14 protein-coding genes are annotated in these 18,242 nt (G+C 48.0%); 6 read left to right on the forward strand and 8 right to left on the reverse strand.

Annotation, left to right across the window (positions count from 1 at the left end):
* Window positions 1-155 precede the first annotated feature (155 nt).
* Window positions 156-767 (reverse strand): 30S ribosomal protein S4, encoded by a 612-nt coding sequence (gene rpsD, locus OXH18_RS14345; protein WP_268607777.1) that lies wholly within the window; start codon window positions 765-767, stop codon window positions 156-158.
* A gap of 424 nt (window positions 768-1,191) precedes the next feature.
* Here rpsD and OXH18_RS14350 point away from each other — a divergent pair, with 424 nt between their 5' ends.
* Window positions 1,192-1,413, forward strand: a complete 222-nt coding sequence (locus OXH18_RS14350) for a DUF4327 family protein (RefSeq protein ID WP_290428461.1) — start codon at window positions 1,192-1,194, stop codon at window positions 1,411-1,413.
* A 172-nt stretch (window positions 1,414-1,585) separates the two neighbouring features.
* Here the strand turns inward: OXH18_RS14350 and OXH18_RS14355 are convergent, their stop codons facing one another.
* The gene (locus OXH18_RS14355; RefSeq protein WP_268607779.1) at window positions 1,586-3,583 is read right to left on the reverse strand and encodes a serine/threonine phosphatase; all 1,998 of its coding nucleotides are present in this window, start codon (window positions 3,581-3,583) and stop codon (window positions 1,586-1,588) included.
* Window positions 3,584-3,676: 93 nt separating this feature from the next.
* Complete coding sequence (locus OXH18_RS14360) at window positions 3,677-3,808, reverse strand: hypothetical protein (RefSeq protein WP_268607780.1); 132 nt, start codon at window positions 3,806-3,808, stop codon at window positions 3,677-3,679.
* Between the two features lie 187 nt (window positions 3,809-3,995).
* Here OXH18_RS14360 and folP point away from each other — a divergent pair, with 187 nt between their 5' ends.
* The gene (gene folP / locus OXH18_RS14365; RefSeq protein ID WP_268607781.1) at window positions 3,996-4,883 is read left to right on the forward strand and encodes a dihydropteroate synthase; all 888 of its coding nucleotides are present in this window, start codon (window positions 3,996-3,998) and stop codon (window positions 4,881-4,883) included.
* Between the two features lie 53 nt (window positions 4,884-4,936).
* On the opposite strand, the gene OXH18_RS14370 is transcribed toward folP, so the two are convergent.
* The 4 genes from OXH18_RS14370 to OXH18_RS14385 form a co-directional block, all read right to left on the reverse strand.
* Entirely contained in the window at window positions 4,937-5,857 is a 921-nt protein-coding gene (locus OXH18_RS14370) for an SPFH domain-containing protein (protein ID WP_268607782.1), read from the reverse strand.
* 384 nt (window positions 5,858-6,241) lie between these two features.
* Window positions 6,242-6,715, reverse strand: a complete 474-nt coding sequence (locus OXH18_RS14375; protein ID WP_268607783.1) for an NfeD family protein — start codon at window positions 6,713-6,715, stop codon at window positions 6,242-6,244.
* 154 nt (window positions 6,716-6,869) lie between these two features.
* Window positions 6,870-8,840 (reverse strand): alpha/beta hydrolase, encoded by a 1,971-nt coding sequence (locus OXH18_RS14380; RefSeq protein ID WP_268607784.1) that lies wholly within the window; start codon window positions 8,838-8,840, stop codon window positions 6,870-6,872.
* A gap of 506 nt (window positions 8,841-9,346) precedes the next feature.
* On the reverse strand, window positions 9,347-10,366 hold the full coding sequence (locus tag OXH18_RS14385; RefSeq protein ID WP_315874727.1) for a glycosyltransferase: 1,020 nt from the start codon (window positions 10,364-10,366) through the stop codon (window positions 9,347-9,349).
* Between the two features lie 581 nt (window positions 10,367-10,947).
* Between OXH18_RS14385 and OXH18_RS14390 the strand changes: the two genes are divergently transcribed.
* Window positions 10,948-11,115 (forward strand): hypothetical protein, encoded by a 168-nt coding sequence (locus OXH18_RS14390; RefSeq protein WP_268607786.1) that lies wholly within the window; start codon window positions 10,948-10,950, stop codon window positions 11,113-11,115.
* A 171-nt stretch (window positions 11,116-11,286) separates the two neighbouring features.
* On the forward strand, window positions 11,287-12,576 hold the full coding sequence (locus tag OXH18_RS14395; RefSeq protein WP_268607787.1) for a glycosyltransferase: 1,290 nt from the start codon (window positions 11,287-11,289) through the stop codon (window positions 12,574-12,576).
* A 97-nt stretch (window positions 12,577-12,673) separates the two neighbouring features.
* Here the strand turns inward: OXH18_RS14395 and hemB are convergent, their stop codons facing one another.
* Complete coding sequence (hemB, locus tag OXH18_RS14400) at window positions 12,674-13,660, reverse strand: porphobilinogen synthase (RefSeq protein ID WP_268607788.1); 987 nt, start codon at window positions 13,658-13,660, stop codon at window positions 12,674-12,676.
* Window positions 13,661-14,672: 1,012 nt separating this feature from the next.
* Here hemB and OXH18_RS14405 point away from each other — a divergent pair.
* Window positions 14,673-15,803, forward strand: coding sequence for a glycosyltransferase (locus OXH18_RS14405; RefSeq protein WP_268607789.1), 1,131 nt, complete (start codon window positions 14,673-14,675; stop codon window positions 15,801-15,803).
* Between the two features lie 216 nt (window positions 15,804-16,019).
* The gene (locus OXH18_RS14410) at window positions 16,020-18,218 is read left to right on the forward strand and encodes a GumC family protein (protein ID WP_268607790.1); all 2,199 of its coding nucleotides are present in this window, start codon (window positions 16,020-16,022) and stop codon (window positions 18,216-18,218) included.
* Window positions 18,219-18,242: the final 24 nt, after the last annotated feature.

Here is an 18,242-nt window from a genome sequence, read left to right on the forward strand (position 1 = left end):
GCTGCGGTACTCGTTAGAACACCCCCGAAATCTGAGCTTTATCCTTCATCTCTCGTTCTTCTTATAAAAAAGAGGCTCTCTGAACTGACGGATTCAGAGAGCATTGCGAAAGACTAGATGGCTCATCGTCGCCGCTTACGATGCAACCAAGTAAATTAAACTTTTCGAGAATAATACTCAACCACGAGCAGTTCGTTGACCTGTAGGGCGACCCACTCGCGTTCAACAATGCCGTTGACTTTTCCTTCCAACTTGTTCTTGTCAAATTCCAGATGGCTAGGCAAATGAGCCAGACCGGGAAACTGCAAATTCGCTTCTACCAACTGACGCGAGCGATCGCTGTCTCGCACACCAATCACTTCCCCAGGACGACATTGATAGCTAGGAATATTAACAACCTTGCCATTCACTGTGACATGACCGTGACTTACCAACTGACGAGCGCCCGGAATGGTGGGAGCCATGCCTAAGCGAAACACAATATTGTCTAGCCGCATTTCCAAAAGTTCTAACAGCGCTTGTCCGGTTGAACCAGCCGCACGCCGAGCTTTGCGCACATAGCGAACCAATTGTCTTTCCGAAACACCATAATTAAATCGGAGCTTCTGCTTTTCGTCCAAACGAATTGCATACTCCGAGCGCTTTTTGCGCGCTTGGCCATGTTGACCGGGCGGATACGCCTTCCGAGGGGTTTTACGCGACAGTCCAGGCAGTTCAACACCAAGACGCCGCACAACCCGAAGGCGTGGACCTCGATATCGCGACATCTAGCTTCCTCTCTAGAATATATATACCCAAAGATCCAATTTTAGCTCTAAACCGCACTTACAGCAATAAGTTTCTCAAGCGATCGATTCCAGCCCAGCTTCAGTCGTGAGTGCTCGATACGGTTTGTCTACTGCAAGGTTACTGAATTAACCGATCGGCACCCCTCACAATCAAGAAATTAGCCTATAATGTTAACTATGGGAAAAAACGAGGTGAAGATTAGCATCTGTTATGGTTCCCCAATTTTGTAAAATGTGCTGCCTTGCGATTCAAACCGTGTGCTAGCATAATCATCTAGATGGATGCATCTGGCTTTCAGAACCCTGAGAAGCTGCATGAAGCAGTTCTGTGGAGTCAGAATCGATCAGTAACTGTTTGACGAGATTTGTAAAACCTGAATACTTAGCTATGACTGAGACTCTTATGAGCCAGCGGATTGCCCATCCGATGGAAAAACTTCAGCGTCAAGTTCGTTCACTGGTGCAATCAAAAGTCTTGAACCCATCCGATCGGCTTTGGAAAATTGCACTACTTTACGGTGATGATTGGTCTTATTGGAAAAAAGAGCTAGAGGATTTTGACTTCTCGATGCAAGACCCTATCTGTGATCTTTTAGCCGTTGAAACCTGGGAAGAAGATGGCTAGCCCAGTTCATCGCACAGCACTTTAGTGACCTGTATCTTCTGCTAAAGGAGCCTACTGGTTCTGCATCTTCCACTTTGCTTTTTGTCGGTTTCTCTGTTCTAGCTTTAGTTTCTACGGTTGCCGATTGCAACCAAGAATGAATTCGCTATGAATTCTTTAACGAGTTCACCAGTCAATCGACCAGTTTTTGCACTTCAATCGACTGCTTGAAGGTCGATCGAGGCTTAAAAGAGGCATAGTTTGGGCGGACTTGAATTCGCACAGCCACGACTGTAATGTTGTCGTGACCACTAAATTGATTGGCATCCTCCACCAATTGATTAACGCCTTGGTCAAGGTCGATTTGACCGCTCAACATGGATTGAAGAGGCTCTTGCCCGTGCAGTTCTAAAAAGTCATTATCGGTCAATCCATCGGAAGCTAGGATGAGCAACATGTCTTCATTAGCTTCCAGGAATTTTACATCGGGATGAATGAAGTTTTCGTCGCGCGGGCCAAGCGCTTGTGTTAGTTGATAGGCATCAGGGCGGGCATAGGCGATCGCGGGTTCAACGCCGCGTTGGATTTCCCGTTGCCCAACTTCATGATCGGTGGTAAGTTGCTCTAACCCTTGCCGTCGGCTATAGCGGTAAAGGCGACTGTCTCCCACATGGGCGATCGCCACTTCGGTATCTTGCAGCAACAACAGCACCAGCGTTGTCCCCATGCGCCCACTGCCCGATCGCAATCCTTGCTGGTTTTGATCATAAATTGCTTGGTTGGTAAGGCGAATCGCTTCTCGAATGCTGGCTTCATTGGGTAGGGTATCGTGCCAGTGGGCGTCAAAATAAGTACGCAAGGTTTCGACCGCTAGAGCGCTGGCTACTTCACCACCATCGTGACCGCCCATACCATCGCATAGGATGTATAGCCCCTTAGCCTGAACAGTGCGGTCTTGACTATCGTCCAGTTGCTTTGTTTCGGTGCGCTGGCTGGCTGTGCGAATGTAGAAACAGTCCTCGTTGTGGTCTCGCTGTCGCCCGGTGATAGTACGCCCTGCATCTTCCAGATTTATTAGCCGCATCGGTAGGACGATCGTGGGCTGGTCATCATTCTCACTAGCAATATCGTCTTCATCAACATCAACTAACAAGGGCAAGGACTGGTTATCAACGCTGAGGGATAAATCAGAGGCTGGGGCTGGGATCATTGCTGTTGGTTGTAGGGTCGTGGCAATCGATTCAATGCGCGATCGGAGTTCGTCGATCGAGGCAATCGCTCCAGACTGAAGATCTCGACAAAGTAAAAAGATATTGCCATTTTGGGTACGCTGCGATTGTTCAAACAGAGTTTGCCACAGCAGCCCCAAGTCCTTGAGAGAGGGGGGCTGATCAGGTCGATCGGCATACAGCCGCTGAAGACATAGCACATAGTCTTCGGAGTCCACTCGCAAGTTGTCTGGCTCTAATAAACTTTGACCATAGTGATGAGGGGCTAGGGCTGCCCAGTGTTCCACAATCTCATGCAACCAGTGCAGTATTTGCAGCGGTAGTACTTCATCATTTTGGCAGGCGTCCGTGAGCAACGGCAGGTTGGCGCGATCTTCCAACAGCACAATGCTGAGGCCATTCTGCTCCCACGCATCGTGAACTTTGGGTAAGGGCAGTGATGGATATTGCTCTTGCAGCGCGATGTAGGATTGAGCAATGGTTGGAATTGTTGTGGTTTGTAGAGAATTCGACGCTAAATCACTGCCTTGATGTTGATATAACACTTCCAGCAGCGACGGTTGTAGCGGTTGGCAATCTAAGACTTTGGTCTCTACTTCTGCAAGTCTATTGGGCAGGGGAGAAAGATCTAGAAGTTGATAGCGCTGTTGAGCGTCGAGGTACTTACCGTTGGTTAACACGAGGATGCCGGGTTGCTCAATCGCATCTGCGGATTCGACAATCTGAGGCGCTTCGATCGCCGCCGAATCATGACCGTTCGATAATCGATCGGGGAAGGGAAATGCGAGAATAGCTTGCCATAAAGTTCCAGTCATATAACCGCAGTGAGGACATTGGGTGGTATCAAGGGGGGTTAGGTCCCCACAGTGAGGACAGGGTTTGTCGGTCAAAGACTCCCCACAATTTTGGCAAAAGTTGTTCGCATCTGGATTTTCAAACTGACAATGAGGACAAACAAGCATTGGGAACTTCCCTCAATCCCGTTATGATTATTTTCCGAGGTTTAAGCCTAAAGTTTGTCACCGCGATCACCTGTTAAGAACTCTTTGCCTGAGCTACACAATTCGCGAGGTGGCGCTGCCGCCGATCGATCGTTCATCAACATCTTTGAGGGATTGATCAATTACTTTGATCAAAACTGACTGCTCTAATGCTGACCCAGTAGCCGTTCTCTTTAGAGTACCCAAAGCGGCATGGGGAATGTGCAGTGAATGGGCTTAATGCTGATTTTCTAATCGATCTTCAGTTTTTTTAGTAAAGCAGCAGGATAATAGTTTCAATTCAACTATACCGATTTTGAATCGGAGAAGCAGAACTCTCAAATTTAAGTTAATACACGGGTCAGTTTTATCTTTGCAGACCATCAAGACCATCATGATATTGAGTAACTTACAGGGGTTGAAACCCCTTGTGCTTCGCGAGAAAGTGTTCAACTGGGGACAACAAACCTATTTGATGGCGGTTCTGAATGTCACCCCTGACAGTTTCAGCGATGGGGGACAATTTAATTCACTGGCGGCCGCCCTCGATCGGGCCCAAACGGTGGTGCAGGCTGGAGCCCATCTGCTTGATATCGGTGGGCAATCAACTCGTCCCCAAGCGGAAGACATTTCCTTGGAAGAGGAACTGGTGCGGGTCATTCCAGTCATTGAAGCGGTGCGATCGGCGGCGGATCGATCGGTCGATCTGGCTTCAGTTCCCATTTCTGTAGATACCACCCGGGCGGCGGTGGCACGGGCAGCGGTGGCGGCGGGCGCCGATCTGATCAACGATATCTCTGGCGCTACGTATGATCAGTCCATGCTGTCTACCGTAGCAGAACTGGGGGTTCCCATCGTCTTGATGCACATGCGAGGAACCCCCAAAACCATGCAGCAACTCACTACCTATACAGATTTGCTGGGCGAGATCTATGACTTTCTAGCTAACCGAGTGGAGGCGGCCCTCGCCGCCGGTATTGCCTCTGATCGCATCATCCTTGACCCAGGGATTGGGTTTGCCAAAACCTATGCCCAAAATCTAGAGATTTTGCGGCAGTTATCTACCTTACGATCGATGGGCTGTCCATTATTAGTAGGCACTTCTCGCAAAAGCTTTATTGGGCATATCCTCCAGCAACCTGATCCGCAACAGCGAGTCTGGGGAACGGCAGCAACCTGCTGTGCGGCGATCGCCGCTGGGGCTGATCTGGTGCGCGTGCATGATGTTGCAGAAATGCGTGATGTGTGTCAGGTTGCTGATGCCATTTGGCGTCAAGCATAGGAATAGAAAGGGACACAAGACAGCTAATGCGCTCAATCGCTTAATGCGATCGCTTAGCTTGATTCCCGTGAACTAGAGTTCCCGCTGGACGGACCTGGATTGATACGGCGGGGGCGAAGATCTGGCTCAATCAATTCCGAGAGGCTCTCGGTGAGGTCTCTCGGATTCATAAACACAATCTTAGAGTTATCACTTTCGCCGAGCCGATAGTTAGCTTCAACATAGCGTTGAGCCACTAGGTATTTGAGAATATCTTGCGGGTTGGCACCGGGCGGCAACACCTCAGCAATGCGTTTGACCGACTCGGAAATGGCTTCGGCTTCGCGGATGGTGGCTTGTTTGCGACCTTCCGCCTCTTGCACGGCAGCTTGCCTGCGGCCTTCGGCTTCCGCAATCGCTGCCCGTTTTTCACTCTCGGCCGCCCGTTCCCGCTCCAGGGCTTGAATAACACTGTCGGGCGGCTTAATATCTTGGATTTCTACGCGAGTGATCTTAACCCCCCACGGTTCAGTCGCTTCATCCAGCGCTTCTAAAAGGGCCCGAATAATTCGATCGCGACCAGAGTTCGTTTCTTGCAGCGTCATCTGTCCCACTTCCGATCGCAGAGTGGTAATCACAAGGTTTTTAATGCCTTCTTCCACATCTTCAATCGCATACCAGGCCTTTTCCAGTTCAAAAATTCGCCAAAATACTACTGCATCTACCGTGACACGAACGTTATCGACGGTGGTGGCTTCGCTGATATCTTCTCTAGGGTTAATGTCCAAAATTTGCTCTTTCACCGACGCTTGGACAACCACGCGATCGACAAAAGGAATGATTAAATAATTTAACCCTGGTGTTAGTTTGCGATGGTATCGTCCCAGTCGTTCTACCAGTGCTTCGTTTCCTTCGGTAATCAGCTTTGTGGAACCCACCGTGGCCGCGACTACCAGTAAGATAAACACAATCACCCAAGCAAATGCGCTACCCATGTATTGCTTTCTCCTGCCATGCGGCTCAATTTTAGTCGATTTGAAGCGGGATGGATCGTCATTAACCTGTGAATCACACTCCTCAACGTTGCGATCGAAGTATCTTTCCTCTGATTCACCCTAACAATGCGCCTTCCAAGCGATAGCGATACTGAAGTATGCCGATGCACCCAACATTACAGAGGATAGCTAGTTGCTAGGCTAGCATTTTCAATCGTTGGAACGAGTGAATGCTTGCCTAGGACTGATTCACCTCTCACTGTTGAGATGATCTTGTTGAGATGATTTCACTGATCCAGATACCCTAACTGCCTCAAGGCGATCGAGTGTCTTTATTCTCGATTGTCTCTCAATATTATCTGTAAGGGAATTGCCCACATGACCTTATCGATCAGAGTCGGAATAGGTATGAAGTTCCGAGTCGGGAAATGTTGTTGGCATTACGATTAACGTTAGCCCTTGTCGCGAGACCACCTGAACCGCTTCCCCTGGCAAGAGGGTAGCGTCCGAAATTTGGCAACGCGCTTTCCAAAGTGCACCGTCATAGGAAACCAAACCCGTACCACCTTTGGGAATGGTTTCTGAAACAACAGCGTGGGTACTCGGAGCCAGATCTTTGGCTTGTTTGGGAACCATGCCCCGCAATACTACCGCTAGGGCGATCGACAGCACCCCCCAAATCACAATCTGTGTGGTGACAGAAGTAACGGTGAGGGCAGCCATGGCCGTAATCAACGCAGCAATGCCAAGCGAGGCCACAATAGGTTCGCCTACTAATGTTCCTAGAACTAAAAATAAAAAACCAAGCACTAGCCAAACCGCATAGGGTTGATCAGTCATCAATTCTGTTAAGTTCACAGTCAAAACCTACCCGCTAAATCGTTGAGTAGAAGAATTGGTTAAAGGTTCTGTCTTAAATGTAACGGAGGGTGTTGTCACTATACCGCAACACCGCACAGATGAATAACTGTCTGGTAGCAGGGCGGCCTTAGCAGACAGCTAAATTTTAGATTTAGGATTTTTTATGATTTCGCGATCGCCGCCGAGATGCCTGTTTGAAGAATTGATAGCTGCGGTAGGGGCTACTACCCGACAAAATAAACATCACTAGGGGCAAGCTGCCAAACAGACAACTGGACTCGGAGCGACAGATGCCAATCGGAGCCAAGGCAACCCGGTTGCGAGACAGGGAACTGGCAACAAGCTGCTCCATGGGTAGCGCCGCCATTTTCAACCAATTGGCAAAATTGGGAGGCAACTCTGAATTCAACCGCAGCTTCAAGGAGTCGGTCGAAAACGACTGAGCATAGGTTGGAGAAAGAAACGGACTATAGTCTGCGGCTTGCGGCGAAAGTTGTTGCACAAAGGCCAACGTTACCCCTTGCAGCAGTTGACGCAGCGATTCGGTATCTTCTTGGCGTTCTCGCACAAAGATGCTTTGAGACAAGGCTCGGTTCAAATTGGCTGGATCACCCACGCTTAAATGGGTAGCTCCGATCGCCGTCAACAAATATTTGGAGGTGCGCAGTTGAGTAAAGGGGAGAAACTGCTGGCTTACCGCCGGGGTAATGGTGTCATCGGTAGACGCCAACATCAAGGTTGGAATTTTGACCTGTGACAAGCTTTTCTCATCAAACAAATGTCCAATCACCGGATTGAGCAACACCACCCGCGCCACTCGCGAGTCGCCCAAATCGGTCGGAGTATCTGGTAAATCAGCGGCGTTGCACTGAATTAGATCGGCGGGCGAAAACATGACTGGGTTTGGATCATTACAAAATTTCCGCAAATGCTCCAAACTAAGTTGCGTTCCAGCCAACGATAGGGCTGTGTATCCTCCCAACGAATGTCCAATGACAACTACTTTCTCGGTGTTGAATTTGCCGTTCAGTGTTCTTGAAAAACGGTTTAAGCGCTCAAGGCGATCGAGCAAAAAACTGACATCTTTGGGGCGATCAATGAACTCACTGGCTGGTAGCACACTGCCCGTCTTGATGCCAGACTGCTGCAATTCGCCCGTCAGCCAGGCGACATTACTCCCTGGATGTTCAACTGCCACCACCGTTAGCCCATAGGACGCCAAGTGATAGGCCAAATAGCCCAAAAACCGACGATCGGCCCCAAATCCGTGGGAGATCACCACCAATGGCCCTTCTGTGCGCCGGCGAGTCCAATACAAATCCACGGGAATCGAGCGCTCCCGCTTGTAATCTTGCAGCGTCATGGTCTGCTTCCACACCCAGTAGGGGCCAGGGTTACTGGGATCAAAGGTGGTTTTGGGTGGTTTGCCTTCGACGGTCAGTTCACGATCAAGCACCGCACTCAGGGTTTGGCTTTGCCAGGAGGGTAGGTTTAACTGAGACGCTAGCGCGATCGCCGAAATCACATCCACCGTCACGGTTTGCCCTGGAAATGCCTTCAAAAAGCCCAAGAAACTAATACCATCGGGTTGCTGTGCAGCTTGACTAAGGGCGGTTTTAATCTGTTCGGCATCGGCATCTGGGATAGCCGCTTGAAGGGTATTGAGAAACCGCTCGCCTGCCGAGGAATGCAGCAAATCCTCGACCAATTTGTCACCCAGATTGGGATCAATTTGTAGCCGACTTAATAGAATCTTGCGAACTGAGGGTTGGGATAACAGAGGCGAGTAGAGCTTCAAATCTTCAGGCACTTCGCCAGTTTCGGCAAAAGATTCCAAGGTATTGACTGATATGGATTGGCGAATTGGGCCCACCCGCACCACCAACCGTTCGGCAGCAAAACCCGGGGTTGCCATACTGCAACCTAGCAATACAAATAGCCCACCGATCGCCGATTTCCAAGACCATCGGGGTCGCCCATCTGACCGCGATCGAGCGATGTTTACAGTCTGTTGAGGTAGGCTCAACGCAGCCGCGCCCGTTGCTGCATTGCTTACATAGCTAGCCTCAGAAGAGCAAGCAGGAACATGAGTCTGGGGCGATCGAGAAAAGTTGATGGACATTGTGTTGAGAAGATGAAAGCAGCGAACACGAAACAAAGCAGTTGTGCCAAAGAACAGTTGCGCAAGAAACGGTGATGCCAGCGTGCCGTGATCCGATATCGCTTCCCTCATTCATGCTAGTGGTTCAACTCTGCGGTTGACCAAGGTGAGGGATAAAGCAAACCGAGTCAAATCAAAAGATGCTTATAATATTTCCCTATATTTTTGACCTCATATCAATGCACCCCTTCGTATTTATTTACACGTTTTTTTAACCCGAATCCCAACCAACGGCAAAAGCGGTCTGCACCGAAATTTGAAGAAGATAAGCTTTAAGTGTTGAGCCGGATGGCCCTATCTGCTGTAGCAAAAATAGCGATTTGGGAATTGTCTTTACGATCGGGTCTAGCGGACATAAGCCCGCTATGTACCAGCTTAATTGGTTGACCGATGACCGCCAAGCAGGGCTGAATCCTGTGGTTAGCTTTAGTGACTAGCTTAAGTAGGCAGGCGTAGCGCCATCCTTATCAACCAGAGGAGGCATCTGAACTGGGTACAGTTGGCAAATAAGCAACTTGTCGGGCTACCTCTGGCAGCTTAGATTGCCGTTGACCTTGAGCGCGAGCATGGCGGCACAACAGATCAAGTGGGGTGTCGATCAAACGATCGAATACAGACTCGATCGAGGTAGCTCTAGAAGGCAAGCCTGTTGCACTCAAGCAGGCAGCCGGGATCTCTTTGAATAGCCACCGACCACAACGGTATAGATAATCTGGCACAGACATTTCTCGCATTAAGCTCACTCCATGCAACTCGGACAAATAGCGATTGGAACAGCCATACCGCCGCCACTGGCTATATAAGGCTCCTAGCGTAGAGCGATGACGATGACGCACAACAGACTGTTCCGCAAACTGAATGCGCCACTGCCCCGATTGAAGAACGCGCCAGCACAAATCCGCATCCCCCCCAGTAGTGAGATAGGGTCGAAACAGTCCTGTTTGCTCAAAAACCGTTCGCCGAACTGCCAGATTAGCGGTTTGTCCGTAGGGGCGAAACGAATGAGTCAGGGTATGTTTTTGCGACAAGGTTTCGTGACGATCGGCATAGCGCTCTAAAAAGGTAGTTCCGGGCAACGCTATGATCTCTCCAGCCACCAGTCCCACCTCAGCTTCGACAAAGGGCTGCACCAGGTGCAACAGCCAATCCGGGTCTGGGCGGCAATCAGCATCTGTAAACGCATATACGTCTCCACTGGCGGTACAAATGCCAGCATTACGGGCTGCATAGGAACTTTGAATCGATGTTTCGTTGACTAAGCGTAGGGGCAGGGACGTTGAGCTTACTGCCGTTTCTAGGAGTTGCCGGGTACGATCGTGGCTACCGTTATCAACAACTATGTATTCAACCTGAGCCGTGGGATAGGTTTGGCAGCCGAGGCAAGCTATTAATTCGGGAACATCTGTTTCGCCATTATAAATAGGCACAATCACTGAAACCTTTGGAACAAACCCATAGTAGCGGGATGATGAGCTAGGACAAACCATGCTTGGTACAGAGAGAGGATGGAAGTTAGCTAGCTTCAGGTTTCCCACCTCGGTAGGAGTACGTAGCGTTGTAAACAAAACGCAATCGGGCTGCAAAGTTTTGATGAAGCATTCCGATCGCATCCGGCGCAACTTTAAGAACTGTGAATAAAGTAGTGGCTGAGTAAACAATAACGCCGATCGCCGAAAACAACGCTGGAATGGGTTTTGGAAAACCTGATAAGCTTGGCAGGGTCTACAAAACTTAATAGACCGCAACAAAATCAGGAGAAAGTGGGTCGTATTGAGTACTGGCTTGCCTAGTAGCTGAGAGCGCGAGAGTCCGAAAGACAGTCCAAGGTTCAATTTGCTGCCAAGACGTACGTAACTGAGGAAATCTCCCGCCATGATGAACCGAATGCTTCGATCGATTCTGCTCGATCGAGAGTCAAATCTGAGGCAACTCTGGTTGCAACTGCTGATAGACGTTGCCCTCATCCTTAACTCTTCTCCCCGAAGGAGCAGAGAACCGGATCGCTTCCTCGCTCGGTTGAGAGAGGGCTAGGGAGAAGGGGCGTCCAGAGTCAGATCTCAATTCAGCCATGCCTGCTCTCGAATGGCTCAACCGTGCTGCTGTAGATGGGCACTTGGAGGGAGTGCAATTATCTGAAACGACCGTAACAATCTTACACAGTGCTGTTGAAATAGCTGAGTTTATGAGACTTATCGTCGCTGTCAGCAAACCTGTTAAGCCCAATGCCTACGCTTAACGAAAACCTAAAAACAGGGTAAGGTTAAGATTTCGACTTGGGTTGACTCCGGTTATTAACTGTGACATTGCGATCGGTTGACTGACATTTGCAGCGTTCATGACCTTGTAAATCCTATTTGGCGCTGTGCTCAAGACATCGCAATTGTTTTAGCCAGGTGAACAACACTATATGGTGGTACACAAGATTCAACAACAAGGCATGTTGCTAGTTCTACCGGTTCCATTCCAAATGCATAATGGGCAGCTTTTGTTTGAAGCCCAGGCCTGCAATGGGTTGGAACGCTGGGCTGATAATTTTGGCAACGTTATCGTCGCCGCCCCGGTCATGCCCAAGTCAATAGCAGAGCACGATCGCACCATTGTTTGGAAAAACACGGCAATGCTGGACAATCCGCAGCGGTTCGAGTTTGTGCTGCTTCCCTGGGCCTATTCTCTACGAGATTTCTTTGCACACTACCGATCAACCAGAACCCTACTTGCCAAGCTTATCCACCGCAGCGAGTATTTACAGTTTGCCATCAGTAGTTTGTGGGGAGATTGGGCTGCGATCGCCGCGTTAGAAGCGAAAAAACAAAACCGTCCCTATGCGATTCACACCGACGTAGTGGACTATCGAGTCATTCTGCAAATTAATCAGGATAAAAGTTTACCCAAACGCCTAAAAGCCAGGGTGCTGTCTTCCCTGATGCAGCAGTATCACCAGTGGATCATTCGCAACTGTAGCTTGGGATTGTGGCATGGAAACGATTGCTACCAAGCCTACAGTCCTTTTTGTAAGAATAGCCATCTGATTCATGATGTGCACACCAAATCTGAGGATGGCATTACTCCTGCACAACTCAAGGCGAAACTAGAGCAGTGCCAAACCAATGCTCCGCTGCGCATCTGTTACGCCGGTCGGATGGTAGATATGAAAGCCCCGCTGGATTGGATTCGAGCCATTGCCCACGCCCAGCAGTTGGGAGCACCGCTTGAGGCAACCTGGTATGGAGAGGGCCCGCTTCGTCCTGCGATGGAACAACTCATAGCCGAATTAGGACTACAAAACGTTGTGCATTTAGCGGGGTTTGAACGCGATCGCCAGGCTCTCTTGCAAAAAATTCGGGAGGCGCATGTCATGCTGTTTACCCACATCACACCAGAGTCGCCCCGTTGCTTAATTGAGTCCTTGATCTGCGGTACACCGATTATCGGTTATCACAGTGCCTATCCCGAAGATTTACTGCGCGGCAAGGGTGGAGGGTGCTTGGTTCCTAAGCAGGATTGGCAGCAACTTGGCAAAACGCTCCACGATCTAGCGATGCATCGTCCTAGGCTCGTGCAGTTGATTCAGCAAGCCGCTGCCAATGGTGAACAATATAGCGATGAGTTTGTGTTTCAAGAGCGCAGCCGTCTGATTACCACTCATCTATCTCGACCGAACCATTACTCCTTAATGCAGGAATTGCTCAGGGTATAGGGTACAGGCAGTCTTCGGTAACATGCCCGTTTCGCCTGATCCTTTCGCTTAATCAAGGCAAGTTCATTTCATCTGAGCCAGCGTCGATCGGGATTCGTTAACTAGATTGCAACCAGCGGGCCGCGTCTTTGGCATGGTAAGACAGAATCAGGTCTGCACCCGATCGTTTGAAGCCAATCAGGGTTTCCATCACTACTCGCTGTTCATCGACCCAACCATTCAGGGCAGCCGCTTTGATCATGGAATATTCGCCAGAAACGTTATAGGCGGCAACGGGTAAATTGGTTGCTTGCTTGACGCGCCAGATGATATCCATGTAAGCCAAGGCTGGTTTCACCATCAGCATGTCTGCGCCTTCGGCAATATCTAGAGCAATCTCTTTGAGAGCTTCTTGACCATTAGCAGGGTCCATTTGATAGGTACGACGATCGCCAAACTGTGGGGCTGATTCAGCGGCATCTCGGAACGGCCCATAGTAAGCGGATGCATATTTCGCTGCATAGGACAAAATCGGAATATCTTGGAAACCGCCCTCATCCAATCCCGATCGAATGGCTTGGACAAAACCATCCATCATTCCAGAGGGCGCAATAATATCCGCCCCAGCTTTTGCTTGAGAAACGGCTGTTTTCTTCAGAAGTTCCAAGGTTGGATCATTCAATACACGCCCGGTTAAATCTCCCACTTCTAGATAGCCACAGTGACCATGCGAAGTGTATTCGCACAAACAGGTATCCACAATCACAATTAGATCGGGCACAGCTTCCTTAACAGCAGTGGTGGCCACTTGAACAATGCCATGATCGTGCCAAGCGCCAGTTGCATCCATATCTTTATCAGCCGGAATGCCAAACAAGATGATGGCTGGAATGCCCAAATCGTAAACTTCCTTCGCTTCTTCAACAATCTTGTCTACAGATAGTTGATAAACCCCTGGCATCGATTTCACTTCATTAGCAATTCCTTCACCAGGAACCGCAAACAAGGGATAGATCAGATCATTTGTCGTTAGAACATGTTCCTGTACCATCCGTCGCAGCTGGGGATGGTTACGAAGACGACGAGGGCGTTGAGTTGGAAACATAGCGTTTACTAAGCTTTACTAAGAATTGAAGCAGCGAGACTCTCACCAATGCTTAAAAGTCTAAAACCTAGCTGTCCCTCTCGTTGATATCGGGTTACAAACTGTAAAACCGTCGCTGTTGAACGAGGGGTTAAGGTGAGGGCGGTGTGAGGCTTGTCAGTCGATCGTCCTGCACAGCATAGAGATGTGCACACAGAAAGTTCATGGATTTTCAGGATCTTCCGGTTTTATCATCCGGAATAGTTCGTGTTTATCTGTAGAGGGAAGTGAGTATTGCTGCTAAGCAGCTACGTGTGGTTGAACGATTGCCCGCTATTTGAGAAGTTCCCTGACATGATTTCCTCCTCAAGGCTTAGAGTTGGTAGGTATGGTTTTGTCGGTTACTTCTATTCAGCAATTACTTCTTGAATATTTCGATCGTTGGATAGTTATCGTGACTATCTACGTGGTTAATTTGAGTGTTCAATTAACCACGTTTGAGCAGCAACGATCGAGCAGATGTTGCACACAAATTCAGAAGCCCTCTACTTGGATAGGCAACCTAGTGACTTATTCAAGTAAAAAGCTCTATCCATTCTCGTATTTAGCGTTACGCTCTGTCATCCTAATAAACGAGAATAGCAGCAAGCGGCAAGTTACTGTAATTAAATATGAGTTTCAAAGATTGACAAAATCAATTCTAAACTCTATTTTTTCTTCTAAAAATATCAATGAAATACGCTATAGTACTTGGTAAAATAAGCTCTCAAATTGGTTTCTAAACTAGATGTTTTTTGAGTTTATAATCACTAAGCGTCAGTATTAAAGTTGGTTAATGAATCGTTCGTGTAATAGCTTTCAGCAAATTGCACGCTCAATAATAGAACTGGGCAGAGATAGTTGAATTTGATGAAACGTTACGCTCTGCCAGTAAAGCATTTTTACAAGCAGGGGCATCGTCGATAGATATTGGGGCAGGGGCATCAAAATCAGTGCTTACGTAGTAGCTATCACCCAGAAGCCAATAGACCATATGAAACTTGCCCTCGTTCATGACTATTTGACCCAGCGCGGAGGTGCAGAACGTGTCTTTGAGATGCTCTGCAAGCATTTCCCCGAAGCCGATATTTTTACCTCATTGTATGCCCCTGATCGAACGATTGAACTGAGCGATCGGGTTGTGCAAACGAGTGGACTGCAAAACATTCCTGGAGCGACGAGATATTTTCGGTTGCTGGCACCGTTTTATTATCCAGCTTTTCGATCTCTGGATTTACAAGACTATGACCTAATTATTAGTAGTTCCTCAAGCTTTGCTAAGGGGGTGCGCAAACGACCGGATGCACGGCATATTTGTTTCTGTCATAACGTAACTCGCTTCCTGTGGGACACACAAACTTATCTACGAGGCTTCCGCGAATATCAATCTCTTTATCCTGTGATTGGGCCTGTGTTTGAACACATGAAGCAATTAGACTTGACCTATGCCGAAGAACCAGATTTGTATGTAGCAAATTCGACTACTGTAGCTCGTCGAATTAAAAGAATTTATGGTAAACAAGCGATCACAATCAATTACCCGATCGACGATAGTAAGTTTATTTTCTCGAACAAGAAGGAAGACTTTTACTTGGTTTCCTCTCGGATGATTAGCTATAAACGCATTGACATCATTGTGGAGGCATTTAATTGGTTGGGATGGCCCTTACTGATTGCAGGAGATGGGCCTGAGCGCAAACGATTAGAAGCTAGAGCGTTACCGAATATTCGCTTTTTAGGACACGTGAGTGATAGAGAACGATCGCACTTAATGTCCAAGGCACAATCCGTTATTGTTGCTGCCCTAGAAGATTATGGGCTAGTGCCGATCGAAGCGAATTTTAGTGGCACACCCGTTATTTGCTTTGGAGTTGGTGGCGTTTTGGATACTCAAGTACCAGAACTAACAGGATTGTTCTTCAATCGCCAAACTCCTGATGCGGTTCAATCTGCTTTACTAAAAGCTCATCAAACTGACTGGAATTATGCTGCCATTCGTGAACATGCTATGAATCATTTCACTGAAAAGGTGTTTTTCAGTAAGGTCGATCGTATTGTAGAAGCAGTTCACAAAAACCAGGTCAACTGTCTACCACAATCTACCTGGTTGCCATTACCTGCATAGCGTAAAGTCAAGTATTTATAGAGATACATATTAATCCTGAATTAACACTCAATAATTGTATGACTTAGTATAAGACGATTGACTGAATGAGAGCAGCTTCATTCAATTAAATAAATGGCGTGATGTTAAAGCATATCGTCTAAAAATGTTTTTAATCAATCTGAACATTGCGCCGTATAGTGGTTAGTTTTTAGTTGTAGATGGGGTGAATAAAGAGTGGTAGCTGATCATCATTTTCATTCAACCAATGAAGCGGAATTTGGCTATGGTCAACTACTGGCGATCGCCTGGCGGCGTCGCTTTTGGTTTCTGGCTACGTTCAGTACTGTAGTGATTGCAGCTGGGTTCGTTACAGTACGCACAGAACCAACCTATGAAAGTTCTATGCAATTACTCGTAGAGCCAAATTACCAAGCTCGCGAAAAATTAACAGAAGTAGAAGGTCAAAGCCAAACAAGCGAGCAGGATTATGCAACACAATTAAATTTGATGCGAAGTAGTCGTTTTTTTGAAGCAGTTATTGATGATTTGGCGGCCAAATATCCAGATTTATCGATCGGACATGTTCGAGGGTCACTTCAACTGTCGCAACTGGTAGAAGATGAGACAAATACTCGCATTTTTGAAGTAGTTTATACAGATAATGACCCTATAAAAACTCAGCAGATTTTGGAGTCTTTAAAGACAGCCTATCAAAACTACAACTTGGAGCAGCAAGAAGCACGACTAACACAGGGATTAGCATTCATTGATGAACAGCTTGCCACCGTTCGCAGAAGCTTGAATAGTTCTCAAGGAGAACTGGAGCAGTTTCGTCAAGGAGAAAATTTAATTGATCCCGCACGGGAGGCGGAAAGGATCTCAGAAGCACTGGGTCAAGTAAAGCGGCAGCAAGAATCTTTGCAAGCCCAATATGCAGATGTCAACAATCGCTCGATGGAACTACAGCGGCAACTGTCACTCCGACCTCAAGAGGCATTGATTGTGTCACGTTTAAGTCAATCATCTTTGTTTCAAACGCTGTTGGGTGAGTTACAGGCTACAGAAGTTGAGTTAAGTAAGCAACGGGCCATCTATACGGATAGTGCTCCGGAAGTGCAGGTATTGTTAGACCAACGTCAAGAACAACTGGGGCTATTGCAACAGGAAATTCAGCGGATATTAGGTAGTGATGCTTCGCAGCTACCCAGTCGCGCTTTGTTGTCTCAGGGAAGACTGAGCCAAATTGATTTGCAGTTAGCGAACCAGCTCGTGGATGCGCAAACCACGATCGAAGGATTAGAGGCCCAACTACGTAGTTTATCAACCACAGAACAACAACTGCGGGCAGAGCTAAATCAATTTCCGCGATTGCTAGCCCAAAACGATCGTCTGCAACCGGAAGCGGAAACTACCCAAAAAATTCTCCAACAACTTCTGGAAGATCGAGAGAAGCTGAGTGCTGAATTGGCAGGTGGCGGGTTTAACTGGCAAGTGGTGGAACCCCCCCAGGAAGGTGAAAAGATTGCTCCAAATCCCAGGCAAAACATTCTTTTAGGAGCGGTTGTTGGAATCTTCTTGGGAGGAGTAGCTGCCTTCTTACGTGAAGCAGCCGATCGAGTTGTGCACACATCGGAAGATTTGAAGAAACAAGCGGCGTTACCATTACTTGGCAGCTTACCAGAATTTCTGCCAAAACCCAACCGCTTTCCAATTCAACTGCCGCTGATGCCTGCCCAATCGTCCTCTTCGGTGACTGAGCAGGCCATGCAGTGGCAACCATTTCGAGAATCCCTCGATCTGATTTACAAAAATATTCAGTTGCTGCATGAATCTGAAAGATCTCGATCGCTGGTTGTCACCTCTGCATTACCAGATGAAGGAAAATCAACGTTAATTATTGGACTAGCGCTAAGTGCAGCCCGCAGCAGTGAACGGGTGTTGGTAATTGATGCAGATTTACGTCAGCCAGTCTTGCATGAACGCCTGAATGTATCGAATCAGTATGGGCTGTCAACGTTGCTGGAAACGGCTAGAGGTCCATTTTTACCACAATCAGTAACTCTATCTGACGCAAGCTTTGATCTATTGCCGGCTGGTCCAGAGCCGATCGATCCGGTACGACTACTCAACTCGCAGCGATTCAAAACCATGCTGCGATTCTTGCAAAATCGATACGATTTGATTCTGATTGATACACCTCCTGTTTTGGGCATGGTGGATGCAATGCAAGCAGCATCAGTTTGTCATGGCATTGTGATGGTAGGGCGACTCGATCGGGTTACTCAGGAAGAACTCAAACAAGCGGCGGCGATGCTCAGTTCGTTAAATGTACTCGGAATTGTAGCAAATGGCGGCAAGCGTACACCGTTTAGCGATAGTCAGAATGCGAATCGAAATCATCGGGCTGGAGACCAAGATATATCCGCAGCGTAACGATTAACAATTTTTGTACGTTCT

The sequence above is a fragment of the Thermocoleostomius sinensis A174 genome (assembly GCF_026802175.1).
Taxonomy (GTDB): domain Bacteria; phylum Cyanobacteriota; class Cyanobacteriia; order Elainellales; family Elainellaceae; genus Thermocoleostomius; species Thermocoleostomius sinensis.

Excerpts from the sequence above, each read along its gene's own strand:
- rpsD (WP_268607777.1), bottom strand. The coding sequence starts at position 767 with ATGTCGCGATATCGAGGTCCACGCCTTCGGGTTGTGCGGCGTCTTGGT.
- OXH18_RS14350 (WP_290428461.1), top strand. The coding sequence starts at position 1,192 with ATGAGCCAGCGGATTGCCCATCCGATGGAAAAACTTCAGCGTCAAGTT.
- OXH18_RS14355 (WP_268607779.1), bottom strand. The coding sequence starts at position 3,583 with ATGCTTGTTTGTCCTCATTGTCAGTTTGAAAATCCAGATGCGAACAAC.
- folP (WP_268607781.1), top strand. The coding sequence starts at position 3,996 with ATGATATTGAGTAACTTACAGGGGTTGAAACCCCTTGTGCTTCGCGAG.
- OXH18_RS14370 (WP_268607782.1), bottom strand. The coding sequence starts at position 5,857 with ATGGGTAGCGCATTTGCTTGGGTGATTGTGTTTATCTTACTGGTAGTC.
- OXH18_RS14380 (WP_268607784.1), bottom strand. The coding sequence starts at position 8,840 with ATGTCCATCAACTTTTCTCGATCGCCCCAGACTCATGTTCCTGCTTGC.
- OXH18_RS14385 (WP_315874727.1), bottom strand. The coding sequence starts at position 10,366 with ATGGTTTGTCCTAGCTCATCATCCCGCTACTATGGGTTTGTTCCAAAG.
- OXH18_RS14390 (WP_268607786.1), top strand. The coding sequence starts at position 10,948 with ATGCCTGCTCTCGAATGGCTCAACCGTGCTGCTGTAGATGGGCACTTG.
- OXH18_RS14395 (WP_268607787.1), top strand. The coding sequence starts at position 11,287 with ATGGTGGTACACAAGATTCAACAACAAGGCATGTTGCTAGTTCTACCG.
- hemB (WP_268607788.1), bottom strand. The coding sequence starts at position 13,660 with ATGTTTCCAACTCAACGCCCTCGTCGTCTTCGTAACCATCCCCAGCTG.
- OXH18_RS14405 (WP_268607789.1), top strand. The coding sequence starts at position 14,673 with ATGAAACTTGCCCTCGTTCATGACTATTTGACCCAGCGCGGAGGTGCA.